Below are 26,513 nucleotides of genomic sequence, written 5' to 3'. Positions count from 1 at the left end.
ATCATCATAAACCGTAACGAAGTAGCCTCATTTTCATTGAAGATTTTGAAGAATATATTCATTTTTAGCATCAAATAAAGTTATGATATTAGCATCAAATAATTTGACGTTCAATAACAGAGTATAAAGCATTGGTACATAAAAATATTCCTCTACAATGCATTGGAATAGAATTTCTACCAAAATACTATAATGAATTTTTATCAGATAAATTTTCAGATGAATATATAAACGCTAGATCAGCTCTAACAAATATTAATAAAGAAAATGCTTTTCCAGAGATGGTTTTTCTTTTATCTCAAATTATAAATTACAAAGGTAGCGGTATCTGTGCTAAATTATTTTATTATGGCAAAGTTTCAGAAGCAATGTCACTTATATATGAAAAATATAGACATGATGAAAAAACTTACTCAACTCTTTCTCAAATAGATATAGAGAATTTACAAATTACAGCTAAATATATAAATGATAATTGTTCAGATACATTATCATTACCAAAGCTATGTAAAATAGCATGCATGGGCACTACAAAATTCAAAAAATCTTTTAAAGAATTGTACCACTGCACAGCTACTGAATATATACAGTACTGCCGAATAAAAAAATCCGAACATCTTTTATCAAATACAGATTTAACAATAGGTGAAATTTCTAAAATGATAGGATATAAAAGTGCTAGTAGATTTTCAGAACTTTTTAAAAAAATTTCTGGTTTATGCCCTATTGAATATAGACGTTTATAAAATACTTACTATTTATTAATAAAAAGCTACCTTCAAGTTTGTTTTAACTAATTAATGTTAGAACTATAGAATTCTAATTATAAGGAGATATAAGATAAATGAAAATTTTATTTATTACTTTTATTTTTTTAATTTCAATTATTTCATTATTATTAATTATAAGAATGATTGCAAAAACATTTATTAAATTGAATTATTCTAAAGATAAAGAAATATTTTTAGAAAAAGAAGTTGTTTTAGGCGGGATAAAACAGACAATTCTTCTTGAAGGGAAAAATAAGAATCTTCCTATAATGATAATGTTTCATGGTGGTCCATGGGGACCTATTGTCTATGGAGAAAGTTATAGAGGTTTTTATCCTAAATTATCAAATAACTGCATTTTAGTTTGGTGGGATCAATATGGATGTGGAAAAAATTATGTAAAAGATATAAGTCAGAATATTACCGTTTATACATTTGCTGATATGGCTGTAGACTTAGTTTTAGAAATAGAAAAACTCTTTCCAAAAAATAAAATATATCTAAATGGAAGTTCTTTTGGATCTTATTTATCAACATACGCAGCTTCTAAACTTGAAAATAAAATATCTGGAATTATTAATTGGGGACCAATTGTCAATATGAAATCAAGCACTAATAATTTTTTCATGGCTTGCAAGGACAAGCTGACAGATAAGGAAAAAAGAAAGCTTGAATCATATAAAAATGCAGATTATATTACATATGAAATAGAGCTAGAAAACTTAGCAGAAAAATATACAAATTGTGCCCACTACAAAGGGAAAGATGGAAAAGATTCGTTAACATTAAAATGGCTTCTCCGTTTATTTATTTCACCAGATTATTCATTAAAAGACACTTTAGGAGTAATAAAAGCCTTTAAAACAGTCGGTAAAACTTATCTTAAAATGTGGAATAGTCTTGGAGAAATAAATATCATTAATCTAATAGAAAAGCTTAAAATTCCTATTCTATTTCTTCAAGGAGAGGAAGAACTATTTATACTTTCTCAAAATCTTGAGAAAATAGCAAAAAAGCATGGTAACATAACATATTGTAAACTACCCCATTCTGGACACATCCCTACTTATGAAGCATGGAGCAAAATGGTAGATAAAATGATTAATTTTGTTCATAGCTCTTATTAAACGTCTTTATCTACTATTGGCAAGTTAAATAACTTTATTGCGTTTTTATACATTAATTTATCATAATCTTCAGCTGATAATTCATTTTTAAAATCATTAAAATAAGACTGATAATATTTATTTGCATAAGTATCCTCCCCATCAATGGGGCTGTCAGTTCCAAATAAAAGCTTGTCTATACCGCACTTTTTTATCATTTTTAGTGCATTTTCTGGTTTTACCCATGTTGTATCACCATATAAATTAGGAAGTTTAGAAATAAGGTCAATTGCCTCTTCATTATCGGTTTCAAGTCCCATATGAACCATAACAAACTTTATGTTTGGATGCTTTAATGCCATTTTATATACCTTGTATGGACTAGCATGAGGTCCTTTATCTGTGTGAACAACTACAGGTAAATTATACTTTTCAGCAAGATACATATACTCCTCTACCTTAGGAGAATCAAAAGCAATTTTAGAGTGATATGGATGAAACTTAATTCCATAAACAATATCTCTATTTTCTATAATCATATTTTCAAATTCTTCTGTGCATCCTTCTGTACTTGGCTTTGTCCACATACAGACTCCAATTCTATCTTTATATTGTCTTGCAAATTCTATTGCTGACTCATTTATTTCTTTCTGTGAATGTTGAAATTCTTTTGGAATTGGTTTTTGATATTCGTCAAACTCAGCACCTTCTATATTCGATATAAGTGCATAATCAATATTGTACTTATCCATAGATTTAATAAGCATATCCTTTGGCATATTAAATTTAGCAATTGTTCCTATATGTGTATGCGTATCTATAATCATTTCTTATTTTCTGTCCTTTCAATCTTACTAGACTACATTTTGTGTTATACTATAATTAGCATAGTATCTTGGATTATTAAATATTTTATAAAACCCATCTCTGTTACTCCCAATAAAATATTACTTTTTATATTATATTAATTATTTAATGCCATTTATAACTAACTCATTATTATTTGGAGTAACTATTACATATGTTCCATCAGCTGGAATATATTCTCCTAAAATAAGCGGATCCCCTATTTCTTCATATTCTTTTTTGAATATCTCTAAAGCTTGACTTAACATAAATTCACCTCACTTCTATATCCATCTAAAATTCATATACCCTAATCCTCTTGCGTTCATCTCTAAAATGCCTGTTCCTAAACTCATGTAAGCTAAATTTTGAGCCATTTTATTATCACTTATTTGTATAGAAACTTTATCACCAAGCATTTTTTTGCCCTTATAATTTATTGATACTGGTTTTTTATTATCAAATTTTATGGCTGTGCAAAGATCAAAATTTTCATCTATCTTTGTATTCATTAAAGAATTATACTTCTTTATTAGATTTTCTTTTGTTCTTTTTTCAAAATCATCTACAGAAAAATTTCCCCTCCAATATCCTTCATTAGTTTTCAAAACTGCTGGAGTTATTGAATAAATCTTTTCTATATACTTTTTAGGTAATATTTTTATAGTTGATGTTAAGCCTTTGATATCATTATTAAAATGATTAACTAGCTTATCATTAAAATATTCTGCTAGATTCTTATCTACTGTTCTTATTTTTATTGTATAATTGTTATTTTTCTTATAAACTCTATCTTTCTCTAATGGGTAAAATGAACAAAAGCAATAATTTTTAAATTTATTTTTATTATGTAACTCTAATAACTGCTTATCTTGACATATCCCATTATCAATGAATTGCCCTATCTTAAAGAGTGAATCTGTTGAATCTATATCTCTCATTAAAAAAACCTTCATAGATATTTCAAATATTTTCATATATTTACCCTCCTTTTACTATAATTGTATGTTTTATCAATTATTTTGTAAATATTTATTTCTTCTATTTTTATAAAAAAATAAGCTGCTATAAAACTAATCTATAACATTAGTTTTATAACAGCTTATTAATAATTTATTATAGTATTTCTGTACTATATAAGCCCATTTGCATTTTTATTCTTCTATAAACACTTTCTATCTCACTAATCTCATTTGTAAAATCTTCCTCACTTTTAAAAGAATTTACTGACTCTGCATCAATATCCCTTAGTCCTTGAAGTGCACATAATATTAATTCTGTTTCCTTTTCATTTAATCTTATTTTCATAATAAACAACCTCCATAAAAATTTATTTTTTTAATTATTTACCTGTACACATACTATATATGCTTAAACAAAAAAAATTAAGTAAAATTTTTAAATTTTTTTAAATTTTTTTAAAAATAAAAAACTCAGCACTAAAACAAGCTAAGTTTTTACTATTTTTATATTGAAAATTTAAATATGCCATCCTCATTTATTATCTTTATCCTTTGAATTTCATATAAATAATCAAGATATGATTTTATCATCCTCTTTATTAAGTTATATCTGTTTACATCATCAAGCCTTATAAAAAACTTTTCAGAAACAGCTTTAAGGACTTCTTCAATCGTCATAGGTTTATTTATTACACTATATATATCAAATGCTTTTTTCTCATAATAATCAATATTCTTATCAATAAGATTTGTTATATCATCATAAACTCCTTTATGTGCAACTACATATCTATCTGATTTTAAATCATAAAGTTTTGCTTTGCTTTTCATATCCTCACTTAATATATACGAATATGGTATCTTGAAATTTTTCATAAGATCATCACTTATAACTGCATCTCCCAAATATGATACATTATCCGGAGTCGTTATACATATATGTGAAGGACTATGTCCTGGAGTATGAAGAATTTTAAACGGTATTTTGCATAGAATAATCATATCTTCCGATTCTTTTATAATAAAATCTGTCTTGCATACCATATGTTTAAAATATTTTTTTATAAATCTCATTGTTTCATTTCTATAATAAAGTTTCAAATTCATCTCAGAGCTACATATAAATGCTTCATATGCAGGCATCGCAATTATACAATCATACTTTTCTTTAAAATATGAATTATTTCCTATATGATCTATATGAGCATGACTATTTATTATTCCAGAAACTTTAAGAGAATTTTTCTTTAGCTCATTTTCTATATCATCTCGTTCTTCTTTAAACCCTGTATCAAGCATTATAATATCTCTATCATTAATTTTATAAAATGGTATAAGGCTACTTTTTACCTTAAAACAATATGTATTATCCTTTATTTTTAATATACTCAAAATAAGCATCCTCTTTCTTAGTCTTTTTTCAATTATATATGTACGTTATTTTCTTACATTATAATATATTAAACGATATTATTAAACATATTATATGATATAATATATTTAATAATAATATGAATAGGGGATGCTTACTAAATTATGAAACATAAATTATATAAAGATAGACAAAATAAAAAACTCTGCGGTGTCTGTGCAGGAATTGCAGAATATTTTAATATAGATCCAAGTATAGTTAGAATTCTATTCTTCATAGGTGCATGGTTTTATGGTATATTCCTAATACTATATATAGCATGTGCAGTAGTCCTTCCTAATAAAGACAACGATCTTCTATACTAATATATTTTCATAAAATGAGCTGCTATCGCATTACATAAAAGTATACTATAACAGCTCATTTTTTTCTAAACATTTTATTAATTAAATCCATATATTGAAGATAATACAAGTTCACTTTGACTAGCATCTGGATTTAACAAACGAAGTCTAGAATTCATAGGCTTATCTATTTCTATTATAAGTGTCTCTTTTTCGTTAAGCTCCACAATCTCATCATCAACATAAAATAGAATTTTATTTTTAATATTATATATACAATTTATTATATTTCTTTTTTTCTTAATATTAAGATTTAAAACATGTTCTGATTCTGGATTAATCGATATATGTTCAATATTTCCATTATAACAACTTTTCATCATCAAATTAAAATCTTTAGCTTTTCCATAACTTACTGTATAATCTTCCCCACTAAAACTATCAATATCATATTGTTTCATTTTTTTCTTTTCAGATTTATTGTGTGTAATCTCTATATTTCCTGATAATATCATAAGTTTTCTATTTATATCTGGAAGATATGTAAATTCTGATTTTTCATCTTCAACTGTAGCACTGCTTATTCTAAAATAAAAATCTCTCTTTTTATATTCTGAATCTTCAGGATATATATAAAGCTGTGTAGTTGTTCCACCTGACCAATTTATAACATCATAATCTTCTTTTTTTATAATTTTATATTTCATAAATAACTCTTCCATCCTTTAATACTTTTTCAATAATATTAACACCCGTATTATATACTAAAAATTTATAGTTAGGATACTTAATTATTGTAAGATCGGCTTTTTTTCCCTCTTCAATTGAACCTATTGTATCAGCCATATTAAGTGCAGCTGCACCATTTAAAGTAAGTGCCATTATCGCTTCTTCTATTGTCATCTTCATATGAATTACTGCAAGTGCAAATATAAGAGGAATTGAATTTGAAAAACAACTTCCTGGATTGAAATCACTTGCAAGGGCTACTGCACAATTATTATCTATAATTTTTCTAGCTGGTGCAAAAGGTTTATTTAAACAAAAAGCTGTACATGGAAGAAGTGTTGCAACTGTATTACTTTTACTCATCATTAAAATTTCTTCATCTGATATCATAAGAAGATGATCTGCCGAAACACATTTTTCTTCTGTAGCAAGTTCTGCACCTTTTATATTTTCAATTTCATCAGCATGTATTTTTAAATCAAAACCTCTTTTTGACGCTTCTTCTAGAAGTCTCTTTGATTCTTTATATGAAAATACACCCTTTTCACAAAATACATCACAAAATTTAGCTATATTTTCTTTTCTTACCTTATCTAATACTTCATTAATAATGTAATCAATATATCCTGATTCATTATCTTTAAATTCCTCTGGAACTGCATGCGCTCCAAGATATGTCGATATTATATCTATAGGCATATCCTCATCTAATTTTTTCATAACCTTAAGCTGTTTTATTTCATTTTTTAAATCAAGCCCATAACCACTTTTTCCTTCAACTGTTGTTATCCCTTGAGAAATCATGCTTTTAAGTCTTTCTTTTCCAAGATTATATAATTCATCAAAAGATATTTTCCTTGTATCTTTTACTGTGCTTTGAATTCCGCCTCCACATTTTAAAATCTCAAGATATTCTTTTCCTTCTAATCTCTTTATAAATTCATCTTCCCTATAACCCGCAAAAATAAAATGAGTATGGGAATCTACAAATCCTGGCAGTATACATTTTCCTTTTGCATCAATTACCTCATATGAATTTTGATCTATATTTTTTAAAAGATAATTTTCTATTTTCTCTGTCGTTCCAACTTTTTTGATTATCGAATCCTCAATATAGACTGCCCCATTATTTATTATTTTAAGTTTATCCATATCATGGCCTTTTTTTGCATTATGTCCAATAGGTGTAACAATCTGTGCGGCATTCTTTATTAATAATTTTCTCATCTTAAACCTCTCTTAGTTATTTTTTATCAAAAATTTTAAAAAATAAGTCCTTCTTCTAAAACTCCTTCTTTCATAGAAAAAATTTTATCAGCCGTTTTTTTTGCAAAATCCATATCATGAGTTATTATCATCATGCTCATATTCTTTTTTCTACTTAAACTTCTAATAAGCTCAGCTACTTCATCCGTAAGCTTTGGATCTAGTGCAGATGTAGGTTCGTCAAAACACATTATCTTAGGCTCAAGAATAAGTGCTCTTCCTATTGCAACTCTCTGTTTCTGACCTCCTGATAGTTCACATGGATAATTATTTTCTTTATCCTCAAGTCCTAAAAAACCAAGTATTTCCCTTGCTTTTAAAATCGAATCTTTTTTAGACATCTTAAGTACTTTCTGTGGAGCTTCAATAAGATTCTCAAGTATGCTCATATGTGGAAATAGATTAAAATTCTGAAATACAAATCCTATGCTCTTTCTTATATCTGAAAGTATTTTTTTCTCTACATATATTCCTCTATTACATAAAACCTTCCCATTTATTTCAATATACCCTTCATCACAATGCTCTAGAGCATTTACACATCTTAAGAAAGTTGTTTTTCCTCCTCCAGATTTACCTACAATAACAACAATCTCCCCGTCATTAATATTAAGGTTAGTACCTTTTAAGACCTCAACATCTCCAAATTTTTTCTTTATATTTATTGCTTTAAGCATATAAAATCACCTCTTAACTATAGTATTCATATTTTTTTTCTACTTTTTGCATTGCTTTACTTACAACTCCAATAACTATTAAATAAATAAATGCACATAAAATTAATGGAAATAATGTAACATCTCTGTTAGAAGCAATTTTAGCAACTTTTAATAATTCATCCATACCTAAAACATAAATTAATGAAGTATCTTTTACTAATACTGTTATCTCATTAGCAACAGGAGGTATTACTCTTTTTATAGCTTGAGGAAGAATTACTCTAAAAAAAGTATGTCTTGAAGAAAAGCCAAGTACTTCTGAAGCTTCATATTGTCCCTGATCTATAGAATTTATTCCTGATCTAAATATTTCTCCAAAATATGCAGCATAATTAAGTGTAAATGCTATTACCCCTGCTGTAAATCTATCAAACTTTATTCCTATTATAGGAAGACCAAAAAACATTATGACTACTTGAAGTAACAACGGAGTTCCTCGCATTATAAGCACGTATATATCAAATACTTTTTTTAAAAGATAACATTTTGATTTTCTGCATAATGCTACAACTACTCCAATAGGAGCTGAAATTACAAGTACTATTATAAAAAATAATAGTGTTGTTTGAAGTCCAGTTAAAAGTTGTGGCATTATTTTTATAACATATTCCATAAAAAATACTCCTTTCTATACATAAATTATTTAACTACAATATCTTTTCCAAACCATTTTTTTGATATTTCAGCTGCTGTACCATCTTCTGTACACTCTTTAAGTCCTTTATTAATCTCGTTAACTAACTCTGTATTTCCTTTTTTAATTCCTATAGCATAATCTTCATCACCAAAATTATCACTTAAAATTTTATACTTGTCTTCTCCTCTTTCTTTCATATAATATCTTGCAAGAATTTCATCAGCTACTATTGCATCAACTCTTCCTGCTTCAAGATCCATAAGTGCATCATTATTTGTTTCATAAGTAACTAATTTTCCACCATCAAATGTCTTTTCTATTCCATCACCATTCTCTGTAACTGCATCTACAGAACTTGACTGATTTTGTGCACCAACTTTTTTGCCTTTTAAATCTGCTTTAGAATTAAGAGGCGAATTTGCAAGTGTAATAATTATCTGGCTATTTTTCAAATAAACATTAGAGAATTCAACTTTTTCTTTTCTATCATCAGTAACAGAATATCCATTCCATATAAGATCTATATTGTCCCCATTAAGTTCTGATTCTTTCATACTCCAATCAATCGGCTGAAACTTAACATCTTTTCCTATTTTTTTACAAACCTCTGTAGCAAGTTCTACATCAAATCCTGTAAGATCTCCATTATCATCTACAAACCCCATAGGAACAAATGTATTATCAAGTCCTACAATAAGCTGATCAGATTTTTTATCATCTGAAGAAGATGATGTATCATTCCCAATCTGACATCCAACAACTGCAAATGCCATTACAGTTGTAGTTAAAAGTGCTAAAACTTGTTTTAATAATCTTTTTCTTTTCATTTTTATACTCTCCCCTTTTTATAAATAATTAAAGGCATTTCTAATAAACTTAGAAACGCCTTTGCTTCTTAAAATAATTAATTCTATTTTTCTACTGATTTTTTAATAATTTCTTCATCTACAATATATGGAATAGTAATATGTGAAATTCCATCATTATTTTTATTAAACTCAACACATGTACTTATCGAATTTTCATTTCTAGCCCATGATCTTCTTGAAACTCCAACCATTGTGTCCCACGGCATTGCCATTTCTAAAATAGTATCAACTCTGTGGCTTCCATCTAATACCATTCCAAAACCTCCATTTACGGATTTTCCAATTCCTACTCCGCCTCCATTATGGAGTGCAATAAGGCTCATTCCTCTTGCTGCATTTCCTGCAAAACATTGTACTGCCATATCAGCCATAATATTTGATCCATCTTTAATATTAGATGTTTCTCTAAATGGAGAATCAGTTCCTCCTGTATCATGATGATCACGTCCAAGCATTACAGGTCCTATTTTTCCTTCCCTTACAAGTTCATTAAACTTAAGTGCTATCTTTGTTCTTCCAATTGCATCTTGATATAATATTCTAGCTTTTGTTCCTACAACAAGCTTATTCTTCTTAGCATCTCTTACCCAAACATAATTATCTCTATCTTGATACCTTCTGTTAGGATCAATACATTCCATTGCAGCTTTATCAGTTAAGTCAAGATCTTCTTGTTTTCCACTTAAACATACCCATCTAAAAGGTCCATATCCAAAATCAAAAAGCTGAGGTCCTAAAATATCTTCAACATATGATGGAAAAATAAATCCATCTTTTTCATTTACTTTATTCTTACATATCTCTGTAACACCTGCATCATATATAGCCTTCATGAAGCTGTTTCCATAGTCAAAAAAGTATGTTCCTTTTTTGTGAAGTTCACAAATAAGCTTAAAATGATGTTTTAAAGATTTATTTACTAAATCTTTAAATCCTTCAGGATCTTTATCTAGCATTTCTGTACGTTCATCAAATGTAAGTCCTTCAGGGCAATATCCACCATCATATGGCACATGACATGATGTCTGATCTGATAATAAATCAACATGAATGTCTTTTTTTATAACATATTTTAACAAATCAACAATATTTCCATGATATCCAATTGCACATGCTCTTTCAGCTTCACACTCTTCTTTTACCCACTTTGCAATTTCATCAAGATCATCTGAAGATCTCATTATCCATCCTTGATCAAGTCTTGTCTTAATTCTTGATTCATCAACTTCAGCAATTACTGATACGGCTCCTGCAATTTCAGCAGCTTTTCCCTGAGCACCACTCATTCCACCAAGACCTGATGAAATAAATAATCTTCCTTTTAAATTTCCTTCTTTAGGTATTTTAAGTTTTAATCTTCCTGCATTTAATAATGTATTAAATGTTCCATGAACAATACCTTGAGGTCCTATATACATCCATCCGCCTGCTGTCATCTGTCCATAGTTTGCAACTCCAAGTGCTGCTGCTCTATTAAAATCTTCTTGATTATCAAAAAGACCTACCATAAGTCCGTTTGTAATAACTACTCTTGGCGCCATTTTATGAGATTTAAACAGTCCTACTGGATGTCCTGATTCAAGTACTAATGTTTGCTCATCAGTTAGATTTTCAAGATACTTTTTAATTAATCTATACTGCATCCAATTCTGACATACTTGTCCTGTTTCTCCATATGTAACAAGTTCATAAGGATATAAAGCTACATCAAAATTAAGATTATTATCAATCATTACTTGAAAAGCCTTTCCTTCTATACATTTTCCATTATACTCATCTATAGACTTTCCATATATTTTTCCTTCAGGTCTAAATCTGTATCCATAAATTCTTCCATGCTCTTTTAATTCTTCTAAAAACTCTTTTGCCATTTTTTCATGATATTTTTGAGGAATGTAACGAAGTGCATTTTTAAGAGCTAATTTAACATCATTCTCAGAAAGATCTGATTCTCTTCTGGGTGCACGCCTTATTCCATCAACAAATTTAGGATATTTAGGTAATTCATCATCAAGTTTAATCTGCATTGAATCTTCTATAATCTTATTTTCCATTTAAATCTCCTCCTTTTTTTCTATCTGAATTGTTCACATTTTTCCATTACTGTTTTTTGAATTAATTCACTTCTTACTAAGTTATTCATTTTTGTTATATCTAATCTTATTTCTCTATCTTTATCTAAAGTAGGAACTTCTTCTCTTACTAAATCATATACAGATTTATTTATTGGAGATATTTCTCCTCCTCTTAAATCAACTCCTTGAACTGCAGCCATAAGCTCAAAAGCAAGTACACTTAAAGCATTTTCTACAATATTTCTGCTCTTTCTTGCTGCTGTTGTACCCATACTTACATGATCTTCTTGATTTGCAGAACTAGGTATAGAATCAACACTTGCAGGATGAGCAAGCACTTTATTTTCAGAAACCATTGATGCTGCACAATACTGACATATCATATAGCCTGAATTTATTCCACCATGTCTTGTTAAAAACGCTGGGAGTCCTTCGCTAAGTGCTGGATTTACCAATCTTTCAAGTCTTCTTTCTGAAATATTTGCAAGTTCTGATACTGCAATTCCTAAATAATCAAATACAAGTGCTAGAGGTTCTCCATGGAAATTTCCTCCTGAGATTACTGCTTCATCTTCAGTAAATAAAATAGGGTTATCTGTTACTGAATTCATTTCTGTTTCTATAACTTTTCTTGCATAGTCAAGAGTATCTCTTATAGCACCATGTACTTGTGGAATACATCTTATTGCATATGCATCTTGAACTCTCAAATCTCTTGAATTTTCAATAATTTTGCTTCCATTTATAAGCATTCTTATATTTTTAGCTACATAATTCTGTCCTGCATGAGGTCTTACTCTTTGAACTCTTTCATCAAACGCATTATCAAGAGCTGTTAATGCTTCCATTGTCATTGCTGCTGTTATATCAGCAAGTCTTGCTGCATTAAGGCTATCATAATATGAAAGTGTACCAACTGCATTCATTGCTTGTGTACCATTTATTAATGCAAGTCCTTCCTTTGCTTTTAACTTTACAGGAGTTATTTCTGCTCTATTCATGGCTTCAAGACCATCTAATCTTTCATTTTTATAATAAGCCTCTCCTTTACCAATAAGTACTAGAGCCATATGTGCAAGTGGTGCTAAATCTCCACTAGCTCCAAGTGAACCTTTCTCTGGCACAACAGGTGTAACCCCTTTATTTAACATTTCAACTAATTTTAAAACAACTTCTGGTCTTATTCCTGAATAACCAATAGATAAAGCATTGCATCTTAAAACCATCATAGCTCTTACAACTTCCTGCTTATATGGATTTCCAACTGCTGTACAGTGGCTTAATATAAGATTTTCCTGAAGTACTTCTATCATGTCTTTATCAATTGACACTTTGCTAAATTCTCCAAACCCTGTGCTTACTCCATAAGCTGCTCTACCATCTTCTACTATTTTTTCAACAAGATCTCTTGATTTACTCATATTCTTTATTGCTTGATCTGAAATACTTACTCTTGCTCCATATCTTGCAATTGCAACAACTTTTTCTACTGTCAATCCAGATCCTGTAAGTTCAACTTCTTTAATATTTTTTACATCAATATACATTCTGAATCCTTCTTTCAATAATTTACCTGGTTTTTATAATTACATCTTCGTAATTAATCTATACCATTTTCATCGTGTGAATATTTATAAATAAAAAAAGACGTTTATTTTTCATTATTTTAAAAAATAAACGTCTTTGTTCATATTCGTTTTTAATATCTTCCTTACAAAAACTATAATATCATATAAATATTGAGGAGTCAATACTAATTTTACATTATTACCTTTTCCTATTGGGTAATTGGTATATGTTTATTCGACACTTTTAATCCAATATTTTTTTATTTCATCACTTAAATGTATAAGCGAACCTTCATCCATCTCATACTCAAACGTAATAATAGTTTTTTCATTGAATTCACTATTACTATATAAACATTCATATGTGTTGTCATTTATATATCCACTTTCTAATATTACAACATCTACACTATCTAAGTTATTTAAAAATTCTTCTGATTCTTTTAATATATTAAAACTTATTGAGGCTTCTTTTCCTATAAGTGATCTTATATTTTCATTTACGTTTTTAGAGAATTCAAAACTTTTATATATAACAGCGATGCTATCATCTTTTTTAATCATCGCAACCTGACTTATAGTCTTGTCACTTAGATTTAACGTTACTTTTTCAATATTTAAATATTTATTATTAATTATTTGTTTTACTTCATCATAATGCATAAATGTAGTAACCACAAAATCATATCCATTCATCAATAAAGAAGAATCCTTTCTTATGTCTTCAATAAGAAACGGAGTAACTTGTGCATTGCACTTTTTTGAAATTTGTCTTACACTTTTTCCTAAAAGTTCTTCAGTACAATCTATAAATGCTACAGTTACTTTTTGTGTATTATCAAACCAATTCCATAACTCATTTATCATTATATTTTTTATCTGTTTTTCGTTAAAATTTAATGATATAAGGTCGTCTATGAGTTTTCTTATTAAATCAATAACAAATTCTCTTTTTTCTATCATTGACTGACCTGTAGGAAATGTACCTTTTCCTTGAATTTTTCTTATTTTTCCTTGAATCTCAAGCTCAGAAAATACTTTTTTTATCGTTCCTCTTGATACATTAAAATCTAAACTTAACTTTCTTTCTGTAGGTAGTCTTTTTTCAGAATTGAATTCTCCATCATCAATAGACTTATTTATAATTTTCATTATCTGTTTGTAGACAGGCTCCGTACTTTTTTTGTCCAAATTAAAATTCATTATCTTCTCTCTTTTCATTTTTCATATTATAAATTTTTTCAATTTTTTTCTTTAATCTGTATAGAGATCCGCTATCAATTAGATATTCAAATTCAATTACTTTTTTTGCAGATTTATAAAATTGATCTTTAAATTTTTTATCATAATTCGGAGGAACTATGAGTACATCACATTCTAAATCCTTTTTATATTGAGTCACTATGTTGTTTTTATTAAATTTCTTTAGATTTTGTTTTACTTCATTATAAAATTTTATATTATTATATAAAACAGCTATTTTATCATAAGTCGATATTTTAGCTATTTCGATTGCTGACTTTTCAGTAAGTCTAAATGCTAATTTATCTATATTTTTATAATTCTGAGTAATAATATTTATAAGTTCCATATCTTCTATACTAGATGTTGATATAGCTACTATATCATATGAATCATACGAAGCTTTTTTCAAATATTTAATTTCATCCTCTGATATTAAAGTAATTCTCGCATATCTTATTTTTTCTAGCTGCTTTAAAATTATATCTTTTATCTCAGGATATGAATTTATCAATACAACATTTACTATACTGCTTACATCAAATTTTTTAGAAAGTTCCTTTTTTATTATTTTATACACATCCTTCATATCCATAAATGATAGCTTTGAAAAAGTATCAGCAGCCATTTGATTAGCCTGATTCATATCAAAAGTCTGAGATTTTCTTATTACAAACGTGCCACTTCCCCTAACCCTTTTTACATAGTACATATTTTCAAGAAAATCATAGGCTTTTTTTACAGTGCCTTTAGATAAATCATTTTCATATGCAAGTTCAGTTTCCGTAGGAAGTTTTTCTCCCTCTTTAAATATTCCGTTTTTAATTAATTTTTCAAAATAATCTGCAACCTGCTTATAAAGAGGTATACTGATTCGTCTATCTATCGCTACCTTCATATTTTCACCTTTTCATCATAAAATATTTTTTACATTATAGTAAGATAACATCAAAACTTTATACCTTTATGGTAACTTATAAGAGATAAAATTTCAAAATAAAAATATTATTATTGATATATATTAATAATAATTATATAATTTATATTATAAAATAAAAAGGAAGCGATGCAATGGCAAGACCAAGCAAAAGAAGATTTGTATGCCGTATGCCTGAATGTCAGCTATTTTATCCTTCAGAAAAATCTGATTCGATGATAGAAATTCTTCTTAGTATTGAAGAATATGAAGCAATTCGTCTTATTGATTACGATGGAAAAACACAAGCAGATGCTGCATCACATATGAGCGTATCAAGGACAACAATCCAGGCTTTATACACCGAAGCACGTAAAAAGATTTCACGTTTTTTAGTAGAGGGAACTCTTCTAAAAATTGAAGGCGGCAATTATATATTGTGCAGTCATAATAAAATATGTAATTTTGATAAAAATAGAAAAGGAGATTTAAAAATGAAAATTGCAGTAACTTATGAAAACGGACAGATATTTCAACATTTTGGACATACAGAACAGTTCAAAGTATATGAAGTTGAAGATGGAAAAATCATCTCTTCAGAAATTATAGATACAAATGGCAGTGGACATGGTGCTTTAGCTGGATTTTTAGCTGATCATAATGTTTCTACATTAATATGCGGAGGAATTGGCGGAGGTGCTAGAAATGCACTTGCAGAAGCAGGCGTAAAAATCTATCCTGGAGCTTCTGGAGATGCTGATGCTCAAATTTCTTCATTCTTACAAGGAAAATTACAGTACGATCCAAATACAATGTGTAATCACCATTCACATGAAGAAGGACATAGTTGTGGAAATCATGGTTGTGGAAATCACGGTTGTCACTAAAAACATAAATTAATCTATATTAAGAAGCTGATTTATACATAATTTTAAAATATATGTGTAAATCAGCTTTATTTTTAGTTAAAATATATAACTAATATATTTAAAATTTAAGTATTGAAAATTAATTATAAAAAAATGTTGTTTTAATATAGCGATAATTTCATGAATATTAATAGTTTTCTAAATGATTTAACTTCATTTCTCTTATTGAAGTATAGTTGCCATTTTTTAATAATTCTTTAAAAATTCTTATCTGATCAAATTTTATACTGCAATTAATTAATGAATAAAAACTATAATAATGTGATATATACTTAGATGCGATTCCCCTAAAATTATGTATCCATCCATATAATCTATTTACATAATTTTCTATATTGCTTTGAATCTTATATTTATCTTTTATATATAAAGCTCCAATTAAATTTTTGCATATAGTAAATTCATATTTTTTCTTTATTTCTTTAGATAATTTTTTATTATTTTGTATTGCTTCTTTTTGAATTATATAATTCCTAATTTTATCGAGATGTATATAACATCCTTTTTGTATCTTAGTAGATATGCTATATTTAAAAATATTTTCCAAAGTATCATCTTTATATTTCACATCTATCTGAGGTATTTCTTTTTCAGATGAAATTAATACCTGTATATCCCTTGGAACCATAGCATAAAAAGCTGATATTCTTCTAGAAGCACTTTCTTTGTCTGTAAAATGTTTATTTCTACTTCCTTTATAGCATTTTGGCACATTGTGTTGTCGAATAACTATACTTTTTGTAAATATATTAGGTTTATAATAATTTTCAACTGCATGCAGAATTTTATGTCTCCAATAAAATGCTGTTGCAGTTGATATTTTTAGTTTATATGCACATTCTTTAAGACTTGTTCCATTACTTATATATTCAATAAAGTTTATCCATTTCTCTGGATTAATTTTTAAATATTTCCATACTGAACATGTTGTATTTGAAAAAGTTTTTTTGCAATTTTTACATCTATATCGTTGTATTCCATAGTATCTTCCAAATTTTATAAAATATATGCTTCCACAATAAGGACAACGCTTATACTTTTTTACATTATTTTTATCATAAATAGATGCTCTTAATGCCTTCTCTTTATATTTTTCAAGTTTATTCATTAATGTATAATCAATTTTTATCATGTCAAAAATCCCTTCCATAATATTTTAACTTCTGTTAGATTATTGACATCTATTATAAATATTAATCATAACAACAATTATTTATAATTAATTTTAAGTTATAAAAAATATTAATTTCTACTTATGACTTTCATTTTCCTTTAATGACTTTACAACTAACACATCCGCAGGAGCCCATTTCTGATCATCTAGTTCAGCATACTTTATCCATTTTGCATCATTATGTGCATTTAATTTAAGATTTCCTCCTGAAAAACTACATATATAGCAATGCATTATCAATTTAAATTTTGGATAATCATAATTAATTGTAGTTAGGAATTTAAGATTATCTATTTGCATTTCAAGTTCTTCACTTATTTCTCTATGAAGAGCTTCTTCTCTAGTTTCACCTTTTTCAATTTTTCCTCCAGGAAACTCCCATAGATTAATTAAATCGCCATATCCTCTTCTTGTTATAAATATTTTATCATCTTTTTCTATAATGGCTGCAACAACCTCAACTGTTTTCATATTCTATTTCCTCTCTCTTTAATTAAATTTTTTCTCAAATTATGTATATAAATATATTTACATATTAATTATATCTCTTAATTCTATAAAATAAAAAAGTTGTACACAAAAAATATTCATGTACAACTTTTTCATATATTTATTTATATATTTATTTATAAAAGGCTACTAAATTTTATGGCAACATTTTTCCTGCTGCTAAGTAAATCTCATACCATTCTTTTCTTGTAAGAGATATATCACAAGCTTTAATAACATCTTCAAAACGCTTTTTATTTGTAGTTCCTGAGATAAGCTGCATATTAGCAGGATGTCTTAAAATCCACGCTGCCGCTATTGTTGTATTTGATACATTATATTTTGCAGCTATTTCATCTATCTTTTTATTAAGATTTAAAAATTTATCATTTCCAAGAAATGTTCCATTAAAAAATCCATACTGAAATGGTGACCATACCTGAATTGTAATATCTTTTAATCTGCAATAATCAAGAACACTTCCATCTCTATCAATAGAACTTTCTGTTGTCATGTTTACTTCCATTCCATTTGAAATAATATTTGAATTTGTTATACTCATCTGAAGCTGATCTGCAACTATATCATCTTTAAAATACTTCTTAATCAGCTCAATCTGCATAGGTTTCATATTAGAAACTCCAAAATGATTTACTTTTCCAGAATTCTTAAGTTTCATAAAAGCTTCAGCTATTTCAGAAGGATCCATAAGTGCATCTGGTCTATGAAGAAGTAAAACATCTAAATATTCTGTGTTTAATCTCTTAAGAATCTCATCTACAGATTTTAATATATGTTCTTTTGACAAATCATACATTACTCCTGGAACTATGCCACATTTTGACTGAAGTATTATTTTATCTCTCAAAGATTTATCTTTTGCTAGTAATTTTCCAAATCTTTCTTCACACGATCCATTTCCATAAATATCAGCATGATCAAAAAAATTAAATCCTTTATCAATTGAATTTTTCACAAAAGTTTCAAGACTAGTATCATCAATCTCATCAAATCTCATACATCCTATTGCAACTCTTGGTACAAAAATGCCAGTTTTCCCGAGCTCTATATTCTTCATTATATTTCTCCTTATAATAATTCTATGATAAAAGCTTTTGAAATATTTTATTTTTTTACCAAAAGCTTCATACATAATTATAGCTGGTTTATAGTTATGTTTCCATATAATTTCTCAAAATCAGAAGTAAAATCATCAACGGCCTGTTTAATTGCAGGCATCTTTAATGAACCTAAAAGTATGTCTGGAGCCATTGTTGCAACCTGTGCTCCACACTTAAATGATCTATTTACCTGTCCCATATTTTTAAAGCTTGCAGCTAATATTTTAGTCTTATAATTATAAGTTTCGATCATATCTGCAAAACAGCTTATAACTTCTTCAGGATCAATATTCATATTTTCCATTCTATTAAAGTATGGTGCAATAAAGTCTGCTCCACATTCCATAGCTAAAAGACCTTGAGCTTCTGTATAAATTGCTGTTGCAGTTACACTTATTCCTTTTTTCTTTAATATCTTTATAGCTTTTAAACCTTCTTCATTTACAGGAATTTTAACTGATACTTTATCATCAACATTTTTAATTATTGCTTCTGCATCTTTAACTATTCCTTCTGCATCTTGTGCTACAACCTGAATGTGAAGAGTTCTCTCATATCCTATAATTTCTCTAATCTTCTTAAAATGATTGAAAAAATCAATCTTTCCTTCTTTTTTTATAATGCTTGGATTACTTGTAATACCTGTAATCGGAAATATTTCCACGCACTTTTTAATATCATCTAAATTTACTGTATCAAGCATGTACTCCATATCTATCACTCCTTAAATTTTATAATATCTGTTCTGTTCTTTCTATAATATCGTCTTGTGTTTCTTTTGAAAGTACGTTAAAGAATGCACTATAACCCGCAACTCTTACTATAAGATCTCTGTGTTTTTCAGGATGAATCTGTGCATCAATTAAAGTATCTCTTGACACAACATTATACTGCACATGAAATCCATGAAGTCTATTAAAAAATGTTCTTATAAGCATGATAAGTTTTTCTCTATCACTTTCCTTTTCAAGCATCTGTGGTGTAACTTTTTGATTTAAAAGTACCCCTCCTGTAATGTCTTTTGTAGGAAGTTTTGATACTGATTTAAATACTGCTGTAGGACCATTTTTATCCATTGCATGAGCTGGTGAACATCCTTCTGCAAGAGGTTCTCCTTTTTTTCTTCCATCAGGTGTTGCAAGTGTTCCTGCTCCTTGAGGTACATTTGCAGATATTGATGAAGTTCCTGCATAATAACATCCTCCTATAGGGCCTCTTCCATATCTTGTATTTTTGTATTTCTTTATTTCAGAGATATAAATATCGTAAGCATCTCTTATTAACATGTCTACATAATCATCATCATTTCCGTATTTAGGTGAATCAAGCAACATATTTTGTATATTTTTTCCGTTTTCTCCTTCAAAATTATTCATAAGTGCGTCCCATAATTCTGAAGTACTTATCTTCTTGTCTTCAAATACACATTTTTTTATTGCAGCTAAAGAATCGCCTAAATTTGCAATTCCAACTTGAAGATCTGAAATAAAATCATAGACAGCTCCGCCTTCTTTTAAGTTAAGTCCCCTCTCTATGCAATCATCTGTAAGTGCCGAACAGAGAACATCACATGTAACTTCTTCAAGAGCTGTATCAACACAGTTATCTATTATTACGCATTGTCTTGTAAATTCTGCAATGATTTTTTTCCAAGCTTTCATAACATCATCAAAAGATGTCATATCTTTAAAGTGTCCAGTTCCTTCGCATAATTTAGTTCCTGTCTCAGGATCTACACCATCATTTAATGCAATTAAGAGAGATTTGGGGAAATTTAAGAAACTCATTCCTGTACATCTATAACCCCATTTACCAGGCACTGCAACTTCAACACATCCAATAGCACTGTAATTATATGCATCTTCTTCCTTAACACCTTTTTCCATAAATGATTTAATAATTATTTCATCATTATTAAATGCAGGCATTCCAAATCCAAGTCTCACAACATCTATACACTCTTTCATGAAATCATCTGAAAGACCTTTATGATAACGTACTGTAAGGTTTGGCTGTGGAAGACGAGTTTTTGCAACACTTCTTAAAATTACATAGCTCATAGGATTTACAGCATCCTTTTTTGATACAGTCTGTCCTCCAATTGTTACATTCTGATATAAAGGACTTCCAGCACTAAATTTAGTGTGGGAATAACTTCTTATTTTATTTATTGTGAATGTTTTAAGCCATAAATTTGTCATTATTTCATCTGCAAATTTTTCAGTAATTTTTCCATCTATTAAGTCTTTTTCATAATATGGATCTAAATATTGATCCATTCTTCCATATGAAAGAGAGTGACCGTTTGATTCAATCTGAAGAATTAAATGAGTAAGCCATAAACTTTGAACTGCTTCATGAAAAGTATCTGCTTTATAATATGGAACTTTCTTAAGTATTCTGCTCATCTCTAAAAGTTCGTCTTTTCTCTTTTCATTATTTTCAGTCTTAGCTTTTTTTAAAGCAAGATCAGAATATCTTTTTGCAAAATTCTTAACAGCATCTATTGCAATTAGAATTGCTTCATAAAAATAATATTTATTTAAATTCTTATACTCTGTAAGATCTAAACTTTCTAATTTTTTCTTAGCTCTTTCTTTAAAGCTTGAAAGACCATATTTTAAAACTTTTTCATAATTTACAGCAAGATGTGCATCCCCAGATGTTATATTTCCTTCTGCTTTAATAATTCCAAGATCATAAAACATCTTAGTATGCTCAGGCATTCCTGCAAGTCCTCTATCCTTTAATGTATTATGATTCCAAAAAGGAGCAATATCTTTTAATGCTTTCTTATTTTCTTCTGTAATATAAAATTTGTCTCCATTACGTTTTTCAAATTTATCAAGTTCATCAATAACCCAGTCCATTGCATATTCAGGATAAATTGGTGCAGCACGGTTTGACGAAGCTTGATTTCCTGCTAAAAGTGTTTCATCCTCTATAAAAATACTCATATTGTCTAATATATTTTTAAGGGATAATGCTCTTCTTATTGCTAATGGCTTATCTATATTTTCTTCATAGCTCTTAGTTATAAGAATAGCTCTTTCAACACATACATTTGATTTAGCATTTAAAAGTTTCTCTCTAAGTTCATTCATTCTTACTGTTAAATCTCCAAAACAATTCATAAAATCCCCTCTTTTCCAAAATATTAGTTCTGTTTATATTTTTATAATATATTGTTTTGTTTCAAATGTCAATATATTTTGTTTCGAATGAAACTTTTTTATTTATATAGTAACTAATTTAACATCTTTCTTCTCTAAATCTTCTGATATATCTTTAGGAATCTCTTTATCAGTAAAAACAAAACTTACTTCTTCTGGTTTAAACTGAGATACAACTCCTCGTCTTGAAAATTTAGAAGAATCGGTTAAAATCACTATATTATCAGCACTTTCAGCCATAGCCTTTACTGTCTCTGTTCTTTGAAGATCTTTTCCTGTAAATCCTGTATCTTTGTCGTATCCATCAGTACCTATAAATAGCTTATTAACATGAAAAGTCCTTGCACACATTGTTGTTAGTGGTCCTACTGTAACCTGTGATTCCTCCTGATAATCTCCGCCTAAAAGAACAATTTTCACATTAAGCTTCTTTATATAATCAGCAATAAAAAATGAATTTGTAATTATTGTTATATTATTTCTGTTCTTTGCTATTTCTTCGGCTAAAAGTACACATGAAGAACCTGATTCAATCATCAAAGTTTCTCCGTCTTTAACCATTTCAGCTGCCTTTTTTGCTATTTTTAATTTTGTATCATAATTATATGTAAGTCTGCTCCTTATATCGTCACTTGACGACATAATTGCAAACCCATGTTCTCTGCTTAAAAGTCCTTTATCTTCTAGCTTTTTAAGGTCTTTTCTTATTGTAACCTGAGAAACATCAAGCATTTCTGCAAGTTTTGAAACTTCTATACGTTTATATTTATTTACTATATCAACTAATTCTGCATATCTCTTTATCATAAAATTCCTCCATTCATAATTATATTATACACTATTTTTCAATTTTAAGCACGTTCATGTTTTATATGAAACTTATTTTTATTTCAAATGTAATTTTTTATTTACACTTTTTCTTTTTCATGATACGATAATTATATATTATAATAAATTTGAGAGGGGTTTTTTCTATGAAAAATGATAAAGCATGTATATTTAATATACAAAAATACAGCATTCACGATGGATCCGGCATACGAACAGTCGTATTTTTTAAAGGTTGTCCTCTAAAATGTGAATGGTGTTCGAATCCAGAATCTCAAGATGCTCGTGTTCAGATTTTATGGGATAAGAGCAAATGTTTAAAATGCGGACATTGTATAAATGTTTGTGAAAAATCATGTATATCATTAATAAATGATAAGATAAACGTAAATAATAATAAATGTTCAGCATGTCTTTTATGTACAAAACAGTGTCCAAATAAAGCTCTTTTCTATGAAGGGGAATATAAAAGTATTTCAGATATAATGAAAGAAGTTTTAAAAGATAAAGACTTTTATGAAGAATCAAATGGAGGAGTAACATTGTCAGGCGGCGAAGTTTTAGTGCAGCATGAAATCGCATCAGAACTTCTTAAAGAATTAAAAAAGCATAATATTCATACAGCAATTGAAACAACAGGATATTCTAGTCCTTCCATATTTAAATCTTTTATAAAAGATGTGGATCTTCTTTTATTTGATGTAAAACATTATAATAGAGAAAAGCATTTTGAAAAAACAGGAGTATATAATGATATTATAATTGAGAATCTTAAATATGCGATAAACTCAAAAAAAGATGTAATTGTTCGTATTCCTGTAATTCCTGGATTTAATTCATCACTTGAAGATGCAGAAGGTTTCTCAAAACTTTTAAAATCATTAAATGTTTCAAAAATAAATATTCTTCCATTTCATCAGTATGGGCAAAAAAAATATACCTATCTAAATAAAAATTATGTATTTGAAAATGTAAAACAGCTCCACGAAGAAGATCTAGAATCTTTTAAGAATATATTTATATCTAATGGATTAAACTGTTACTTTTAAAATTATGGGGGGTAAAAATGAAAATAGCAATAGCCGGTTCAGGCATGATAGTTCCTACATTTACAGATGCTGCAAAAAATATTTCAGATATTCAAATATGTGCAATCTTCTGTAGAGAAAAAAGTATAGAGAAAGCTAAAAAAATAGCTAAAGAGAATAATTTTTCAAAAATATATACAGATTATGATGAAATGCTTAAAGATAGCGAAATAGAGTTTATCTATATAGCTCTTCCAAATTCACTCCACTATGAGTTTTCTCTAAAAGCTCTTAAGGCGGGTAAGAATTTAATATGTGAAAAACCATTCACTATGTCAAAAAAACAAACAGAAAATCTTATAAATATCGCTTCAGAAAATAAGCTATTTATATTTGAAGCAATTACAACAATCTATATGCCAAATTATAAATTAATAAAAGAACATTTAAATAAAATAGGAAATGTTAAAATTGTTTCATGCAATTTTACACAGTATTCAAGTAGATATGATAATTATTTAAAGAAAATTATAGCACCTGTTTTTAATCCTGATCTTGGAGGCGGTGTACTTCCAGATTTGAATATATATAATATTCATTTTGTATCAGGATTATTTGGAAGTCCTACTGATGCATACTATTTTGCAAACTTAGGTTTTAATAAAGTTGATACATCTGGAATAATTATTTTGAAATATGATAAATTTACAGCTTCATTAACTGCTGCTAAAGACTGTTTTGCAGAAAGTTCATGTTATATAGAAGGTGATAATGGATATATAAAGTTAAATGGTACAGCAAATGAAATGAATGAGATTGAAATTAAAATAAGAGATAAAGAAATAAAAAAATATAATGTTCAAAAATATTCAAATAGAATGACTTATGAACTTAATGAATTCAATAAAATATATAAAGAAAAAGACTTTAAAAAATGCAGCCATTTTTTATCTCATACAAAAGATGTCATTGATATTTTTGAAAAAGCATTAAAAAATATTAAATAATAGTTAAAAATAGTATATATTCTATAACTTACTATAATATCTATTGACTATTTATGATTAGTTCTATATAATTAATATTAGTTGATTATTATTATTAATTAATAATATTTTTATTTTAGGAAGAAGGATTTTTTTTATGAGTAATGTAGAAATTTCAGAATCAATAAAGTATATAGGAGTAAATGATAAAACATTGGATATTTTTGAAAGCCAGTATAAAATTCCAAATGGTATATCATATAACTCATATGTTATTTTAGATGACAAAGTAGCAGTACTTGATACTGTAGATAAAAGAGCAAAAGACGAATGGCTTGAAAATCTTGAAACTACACTTTCAGGAAGAAAAGTAGACTATTTAATTATTTCACATCTTGAACCAGACCACGCTGCAAATATCGAAGAACTTGCAAAAAGATACCCTGAAATGAAATTAGTAGGAAATCCAAAAACATTTCAGATGTTCCCTCAATTTTTTGATATAAATATCGAAAACAGAAAAGTTGTCGTTAAAGAAGCTGATGAATTAAAATTAGGAAAGCACACACTTAAATTCTTTATGGCACCAATGGTACATTGGCCAGAAGTAATGGTTGATTATGAAGTAACTGAAAAAGTTCTTTTCTCTGCAGATGGATTTGGAAAATTCGGTGATCTTGATGCTGATGAAGAATGGACAGATGAAGCAAGAAGATACTTTATAAATATAGTTGGAAAATATGGTGCTCCTGTACAGGCTCTTTTAAGAAAAGCTGCAACTCTTGATATAAAAACTATATGCCCACTTCATGGACCAGTCTTAAAGAGTAATCTTGGATATTATATTGAAAAGTATTCTACATGGAGCAGCTACAAACCTGAAGAAAACGGAATAGTAATAGCATACGCTTCTATTCACGGAAATACAAAGGATGCAGCTATAAAAATGGCTTCAGTACTTAAAGATAAAGGTGAAAAGAACGTTGTTTTATATGACTTATCAAGAGACGATATGTCAAAAGCAGTTTCTGACTCATTTAAATTCAATAAATTAATACTTGCAGCTGCTACTTATGATGGTGGAATATTCCCATGTATGGAAGATTTCTTATGCAGATTATTACATAAAAATTTCCAAAAGAGAACTGTCGGCTTAATAGAAAATGGTTCATGGGCACCTCTTGCTGCAAAATGTATGAAGAATGAATTAGCAAAAATGAAAGAAATAAATATATGTGATAAAACTCTTACAATAAAATCTGTATTAAAAGAAGCTGATTTACCTAAGCTTAATGAATTTGCAGATGCAATGATAAATGCTTAATTAATTTTTAAAAAATAGCTTCAGCTTTTAGCTGAGGCTA

General features: G+C 28.0%; 27 protein-coding genes. 7 read left to right on the top strand and 20 right to left on the bottom strand.

Going from position 1 to position 26,513, the window contains the following annotated elements:
• The first annotated feature begins 131 nt into the window (after positions 1 to 131).
• Together MTX53_RS04370 and MTX53_RS04365 are read left to right on the top strand one after the other, a co-directional pair.
• The gene (locus MTX53_RS04370; RefSeq protein ID WP_244834995.1) at positions 132 to 746 is read left to right on the top strand and encodes an AraC family transcriptional regulator; all 615 of its coding nucleotides are present in this window, start codon (positions 132 to 134) and stop codon (positions 744 to 746) included.
• Positions 747 to 844: 98 nt separating this feature from the next.
• Positions 845 to 1,897, top strand: a complete 1,053-nt coding sequence (locus tag MTX53_RS04365; RefSeq protein ID WP_244834994.1) for an alpha/beta fold hydrolase — start codon at positions 845 to 847, stop codon at positions 1,895 to 1,897.
• On the opposite strand, the gene MTX53_RS04360 is transcribed toward MTX53_RS04365, so the two are convergent.
• From MTX53_RS04360 to MTX53_RS04340, 5 genes are all read right to left on the bottom strand, one after another.
• Positions 1,894 to 2,703 carry a TatD family hydrolase gene (locus MTX53_RS04360; RefSeq protein WP_244834993.1) on the bottom strand — a complete coding sequence of 270 codons (810 nt, stop codon included), beginning with the start codon at positions 2,701 to 2,703 and terminating at the stop codon, positions 1,894 to 1,896. The genes MTX53_RS04365 and MTX53_RS04360 overlap by 4 nt on opposite strands.
• Positions 2,704 to 2,844: 141 nt before the next feature.
• Positions 2,845 to 2,991, bottom strand: a complete 147-nt coding sequence (locus tag MTX53_RS04355) for a hypothetical protein (RefSeq protein ID WP_244834992.1) — start codon at positions 2,989 to 2,991, stop codon at positions 2,845 to 2,847.
• 15 nt (positions 2,992 to 3,006) lie between these two features.
• Positions 3,007 to 3,699: a CRISPR-associated endoribonuclease Cas6 gene (gene cas6, locus MTX53_RS04350; protein WP_244834991.1), complete on the bottom strand. Its 693-nt coding sequence runs from the start codon at positions 3,697 to 3,699 to the stop codon at positions 3,007 to 3,009.
• A gap of 139 nt (positions 3,700 to 3,838) precedes the next feature.
• Entirely contained in the window at positions 3,839 to 4,030 is a 192-nt protein-coding gene (locus MTX53_RS04345; protein ID WP_244834990.1) for a hypothetical protein, read from the bottom strand.
• A gap of 158 nt (positions 4,031 to 4,188) precedes the next feature.
• Complete coding sequence (locus MTX53_RS04340) at positions 4,189 to 5,076, bottom strand: MBL fold metallo-hydrolase (RefSeq protein WP_244834989.1); 888 nt, start codon at positions 5,074 to 5,076, stop codon at positions 4,189 to 4,191.
• A gap of 144 nt (positions 5,077 to 5,220) precedes the next feature.
• Here MTX53_RS04340 and MTX53_RS04335 point away from each other — a divergent pair, with 144 nt between their 5' ends.
• The gene (locus tag MTX53_RS04335; protein WP_244834988.1) at positions 5,221 to 5,421 is read left to right on the top strand and encodes a PspC domain-containing protein; all 201 of its coding nucleotides are present in this window, start codon (positions 5,221 to 5,223) and stop codon (positions 5,419 to 5,421) included.
• A 77-nt stretch (positions 5,422 to 5,498) separates the two neighbouring features.
• Here MTX53_RS04335 and MTX53_RS04330 read toward each other — a convergent pair whose 3' ends face one another.
• The 9 genes from MTX53_RS04330 to MTX53_RS04290 all read right to left on the bottom strand — a co-directional run bounded on the left by MTX53_RS04330 (position 5,499) and on the right by MTX53_RS04290 (position 15,403).
• Positions 5,499 to 6,107 (bottom strand): HutD family protein, encoded by a 609-nt coding sequence (locus tag MTX53_RS04330; protein ID WP_244834987.1) that lies wholly within the window; start codon positions 6,105 to 6,107, stop codon positions 5,499 to 5,501.
• Positions 6,097 to 7,356 (bottom strand): imidazolonepropionase, encoded by a 1,260-nt coding sequence (gene hutI / locus MTX53_RS04325; RefSeq protein WP_244834986.1) that lies wholly within the window; start codon positions 7,354 to 7,356, stop codon positions 6,097 to 6,099. The genes MTX53_RS04330 and hutI overlap by 11 nt, the downstream gene beginning before the upstream one ends.
• 35 nt (positions 7,357 to 7,391) lie before the next feature.
• Positions 7,392 to 8,072 carry an amino acid ABC transporter ATP-binding protein gene (locus tag MTX53_RS04320; RefSeq protein ID WP_244834985.1) on the bottom strand — a complete coding sequence of 227 codons (681 nt, stop codon included), beginning with the start codon at positions 8,070 to 8,072 and terminating at the stop codon, positions 7,392 to 7,394.
• Between the two features lie 13 nt (positions 8,073 to 8,085).
• Positions 8,086 to 8,727 carry an amino acid ABC transporter permease gene (locus tag MTX53_RS04315; RefSeq protein WP_244834984.1) on the bottom strand — a complete coding sequence of 214 codons (642 nt, stop codon included), beginning with the start codon at positions 8,725 to 8,727 and terminating at the stop codon, positions 8,086 to 8,088.
• 26 nt (positions 8,728 to 8,753) lie between these two features.
• On the bottom strand, positions 8,754 to 9,578 hold the full coding sequence (locus MTX53_RS04310; RefSeq protein WP_244834983.1) for an amino acid ABC transporter substrate-binding protein: 825 nt from the start codon (positions 9,576 to 9,578) through the stop codon (positions 8,754 to 8,756).
• Positions 9,579 to 9,661: 83 nt separating this feature from the next.
• Positions 9,662 to 11,674, bottom strand: coding sequence for a urocanate hydratase (locus MTX53_RS04305; protein ID WP_244834982.1), 2,013 nt, complete (start codon positions 11,672 to 11,674; stop codon positions 9,662 to 9,664).
• Between the two features lie 20 nt (positions 11,675 to 11,694).
• Positions 11,695 to 13,242: a histidine ammonia-lyase gene (gene hutH / locus MTX53_RS04300; RefSeq protein ID WP_244834981.1), complete on the bottom strand. Its 1,548-nt coding sequence runs from the start codon at positions 13,240 to 13,242 to the stop codon at positions 11,695 to 11,697.
• A gap of 252 nt (positions 13,243 to 13,494) precedes the next feature.
• Entirely contained in the window at positions 13,495 to 14,466 is a 972-nt protein-coding gene (locus MTX53_RS04295; protein ID WP_244834980.1) for a GntR family transcriptional regulator, read from the bottom strand.
• Complete coding sequence (locus MTX53_RS04290; RefSeq protein ID WP_244834979.1) at positions 14,456 to 15,403, bottom strand: GntR family transcriptional regulator; 948 nt, start codon at positions 15,401 to 15,403, stop codon at positions 14,456 to 14,458. The genes MTX53_RS04295 and MTX53_RS04290 overlap by 11 nt, the downstream gene beginning before the upstream one ends.
• A 173-nt stretch (positions 15,404 to 15,576) precedes the next feature.
• On the opposite strand from MTX53_RS04290, the gene MTX53_RS04285 reads away from it, so the two are divergent.
• On the top strand, positions 15,577 to 16,308 hold the full coding sequence (locus MTX53_RS04285; RefSeq protein ID WP_244834978.1) for a NifB/NifX family molybdenum-iron cluster-binding protein: 732 nt from the start codon (positions 15,577 to 15,579) through the stop codon (positions 16,306 to 16,308).
• 169 nt (positions 16,309 to 16,477) lie between these two features.
• On the opposite strand, the gene MTX53_RS04280 is transcribed toward MTX53_RS04285, so the two are convergent.
• The 6 genes from MTX53_RS04280 to MTX53_RS04255 all read right to left on the bottom strand — a co-directional run bounded on the left by MTX53_RS04280 (position 16,478) and on the right by MTX53_RS04255 (position 23,114).
• A complete protein-coding gene (locus MTX53_RS04280) occupies positions 16,478 to 17,482 on the bottom strand; it encodes a transposase (RefSeq protein ID WP_244834977.1) in 1,005 nt (334 codons plus the stop codon).
• A gap of 117 nt (positions 17,483 to 17,599) precedes the next feature.
• On the bottom strand, positions 17,600 to 17,995 hold the full coding sequence (locus MTX53_RS04275; protein ID WP_244834976.1) for a (deoxy)nucleoside triphosphate pyrophosphohydrolase: 396 nt from the start codon (positions 17,993 to 17,995) through the stop codon (positions 17,600 to 17,602).
• Between the two features lie 175 nt (positions 17,996 to 18,170).
• A complete protein-coding gene (locus tag MTX53_RS04270) occupies positions 18,171 to 19,091 on the bottom strand; it encodes an aldo/keto reductase (protein ID WP_244834975.1) in 921 nt (306 codons plus the stop codon).
• A gap of 77 nt (positions 19,092 to 19,168) precedes the next feature.
• Positions 19,169 to 19,846 (bottom strand): fructose-6-phosphate aldolase, encoded by a 678-nt coding sequence (locus tag MTX53_RS04265; protein WP_244834974.1) that lies wholly within the window; start codon positions 19,844 to 19,846, stop codon positions 19,169 to 19,171.
• A gap of 19 nt (positions 19,847 to 19,865) precedes the next feature.
• Positions 19,866 to 22,268, bottom strand: coding sequence for a glycyl radical protein (locus MTX53_RS04260; protein WP_244834973.1), 2,403 nt, complete (start codon positions 22,266 to 22,268; stop codon positions 19,866 to 19,868).
• 102 nt (positions 22,269 to 22,370) lie between these two features.
• Positions 22,371 to 23,114 (bottom strand): DeoR/GlpR family DNA-binding transcription regulator, encoded by a 744-nt coding sequence (locus MTX53_RS04255; RefSeq protein ID WP_244834972.1) that lies wholly within the window; start codon positions 23,112 to 23,114, stop codon positions 22,371 to 22,373.
• 167 nt (positions 23,115 to 23,281) lie between these two features.
• Here MTX53_RS04255 and MTX53_RS04250 point away from each other — a divergent pair, with 167 nt between their 5' ends.
• From MTX53_RS04250 to MTX53_RS04240, 3 genes are all read left to right on the top strand, one after another.
• A complete protein-coding gene (locus tag MTX53_RS04250) occupies positions 23,282 to 24,184 on the top strand; it encodes a glycyl-radical enzyme activating protein (protein WP_244834971.1) in 903 nt (300 codons plus the stop codon).
• 17 nt (positions 24,185 to 24,201) lie between these two features.
• On the top strand, positions 24,202 to 25,170 hold the full coding sequence (locus tag MTX53_RS04245) for a Gfo/Idh/MocA family oxidoreductase (RefSeq protein ID WP_244834970.1): 969 nt from the start codon (positions 24,202 to 24,204) through the stop codon (positions 25,168 to 25,170).
• 136 nt (positions 25,171 to 25,306) lie between these two features.
• Positions 25,307 to 26,473 (top strand): FprA family A-type flavoprotein, encoded by a 1,167-nt coding sequence (locus MTX53_RS04240; protein ID WP_244834969.1) that lies wholly within the window; start codon positions 25,307 to 25,309, stop codon positions 26,471 to 26,473.
• Positions 26,474 to 26,513 lie beyond the last annotated feature (40 nt).

This window comes from Clostridium sp. BJN0001 (assembly GCF_022869825.1).
GTDB lineage: Bacteria > Bacillota > Clostridia > Clostridiales > Clostridiaceae > Clostridium.
The sequence above is the reverse complement of the archived record's forward strand: the minus strand, read 5'-3'. Positions and strand labels throughout refer to the sequence as shown.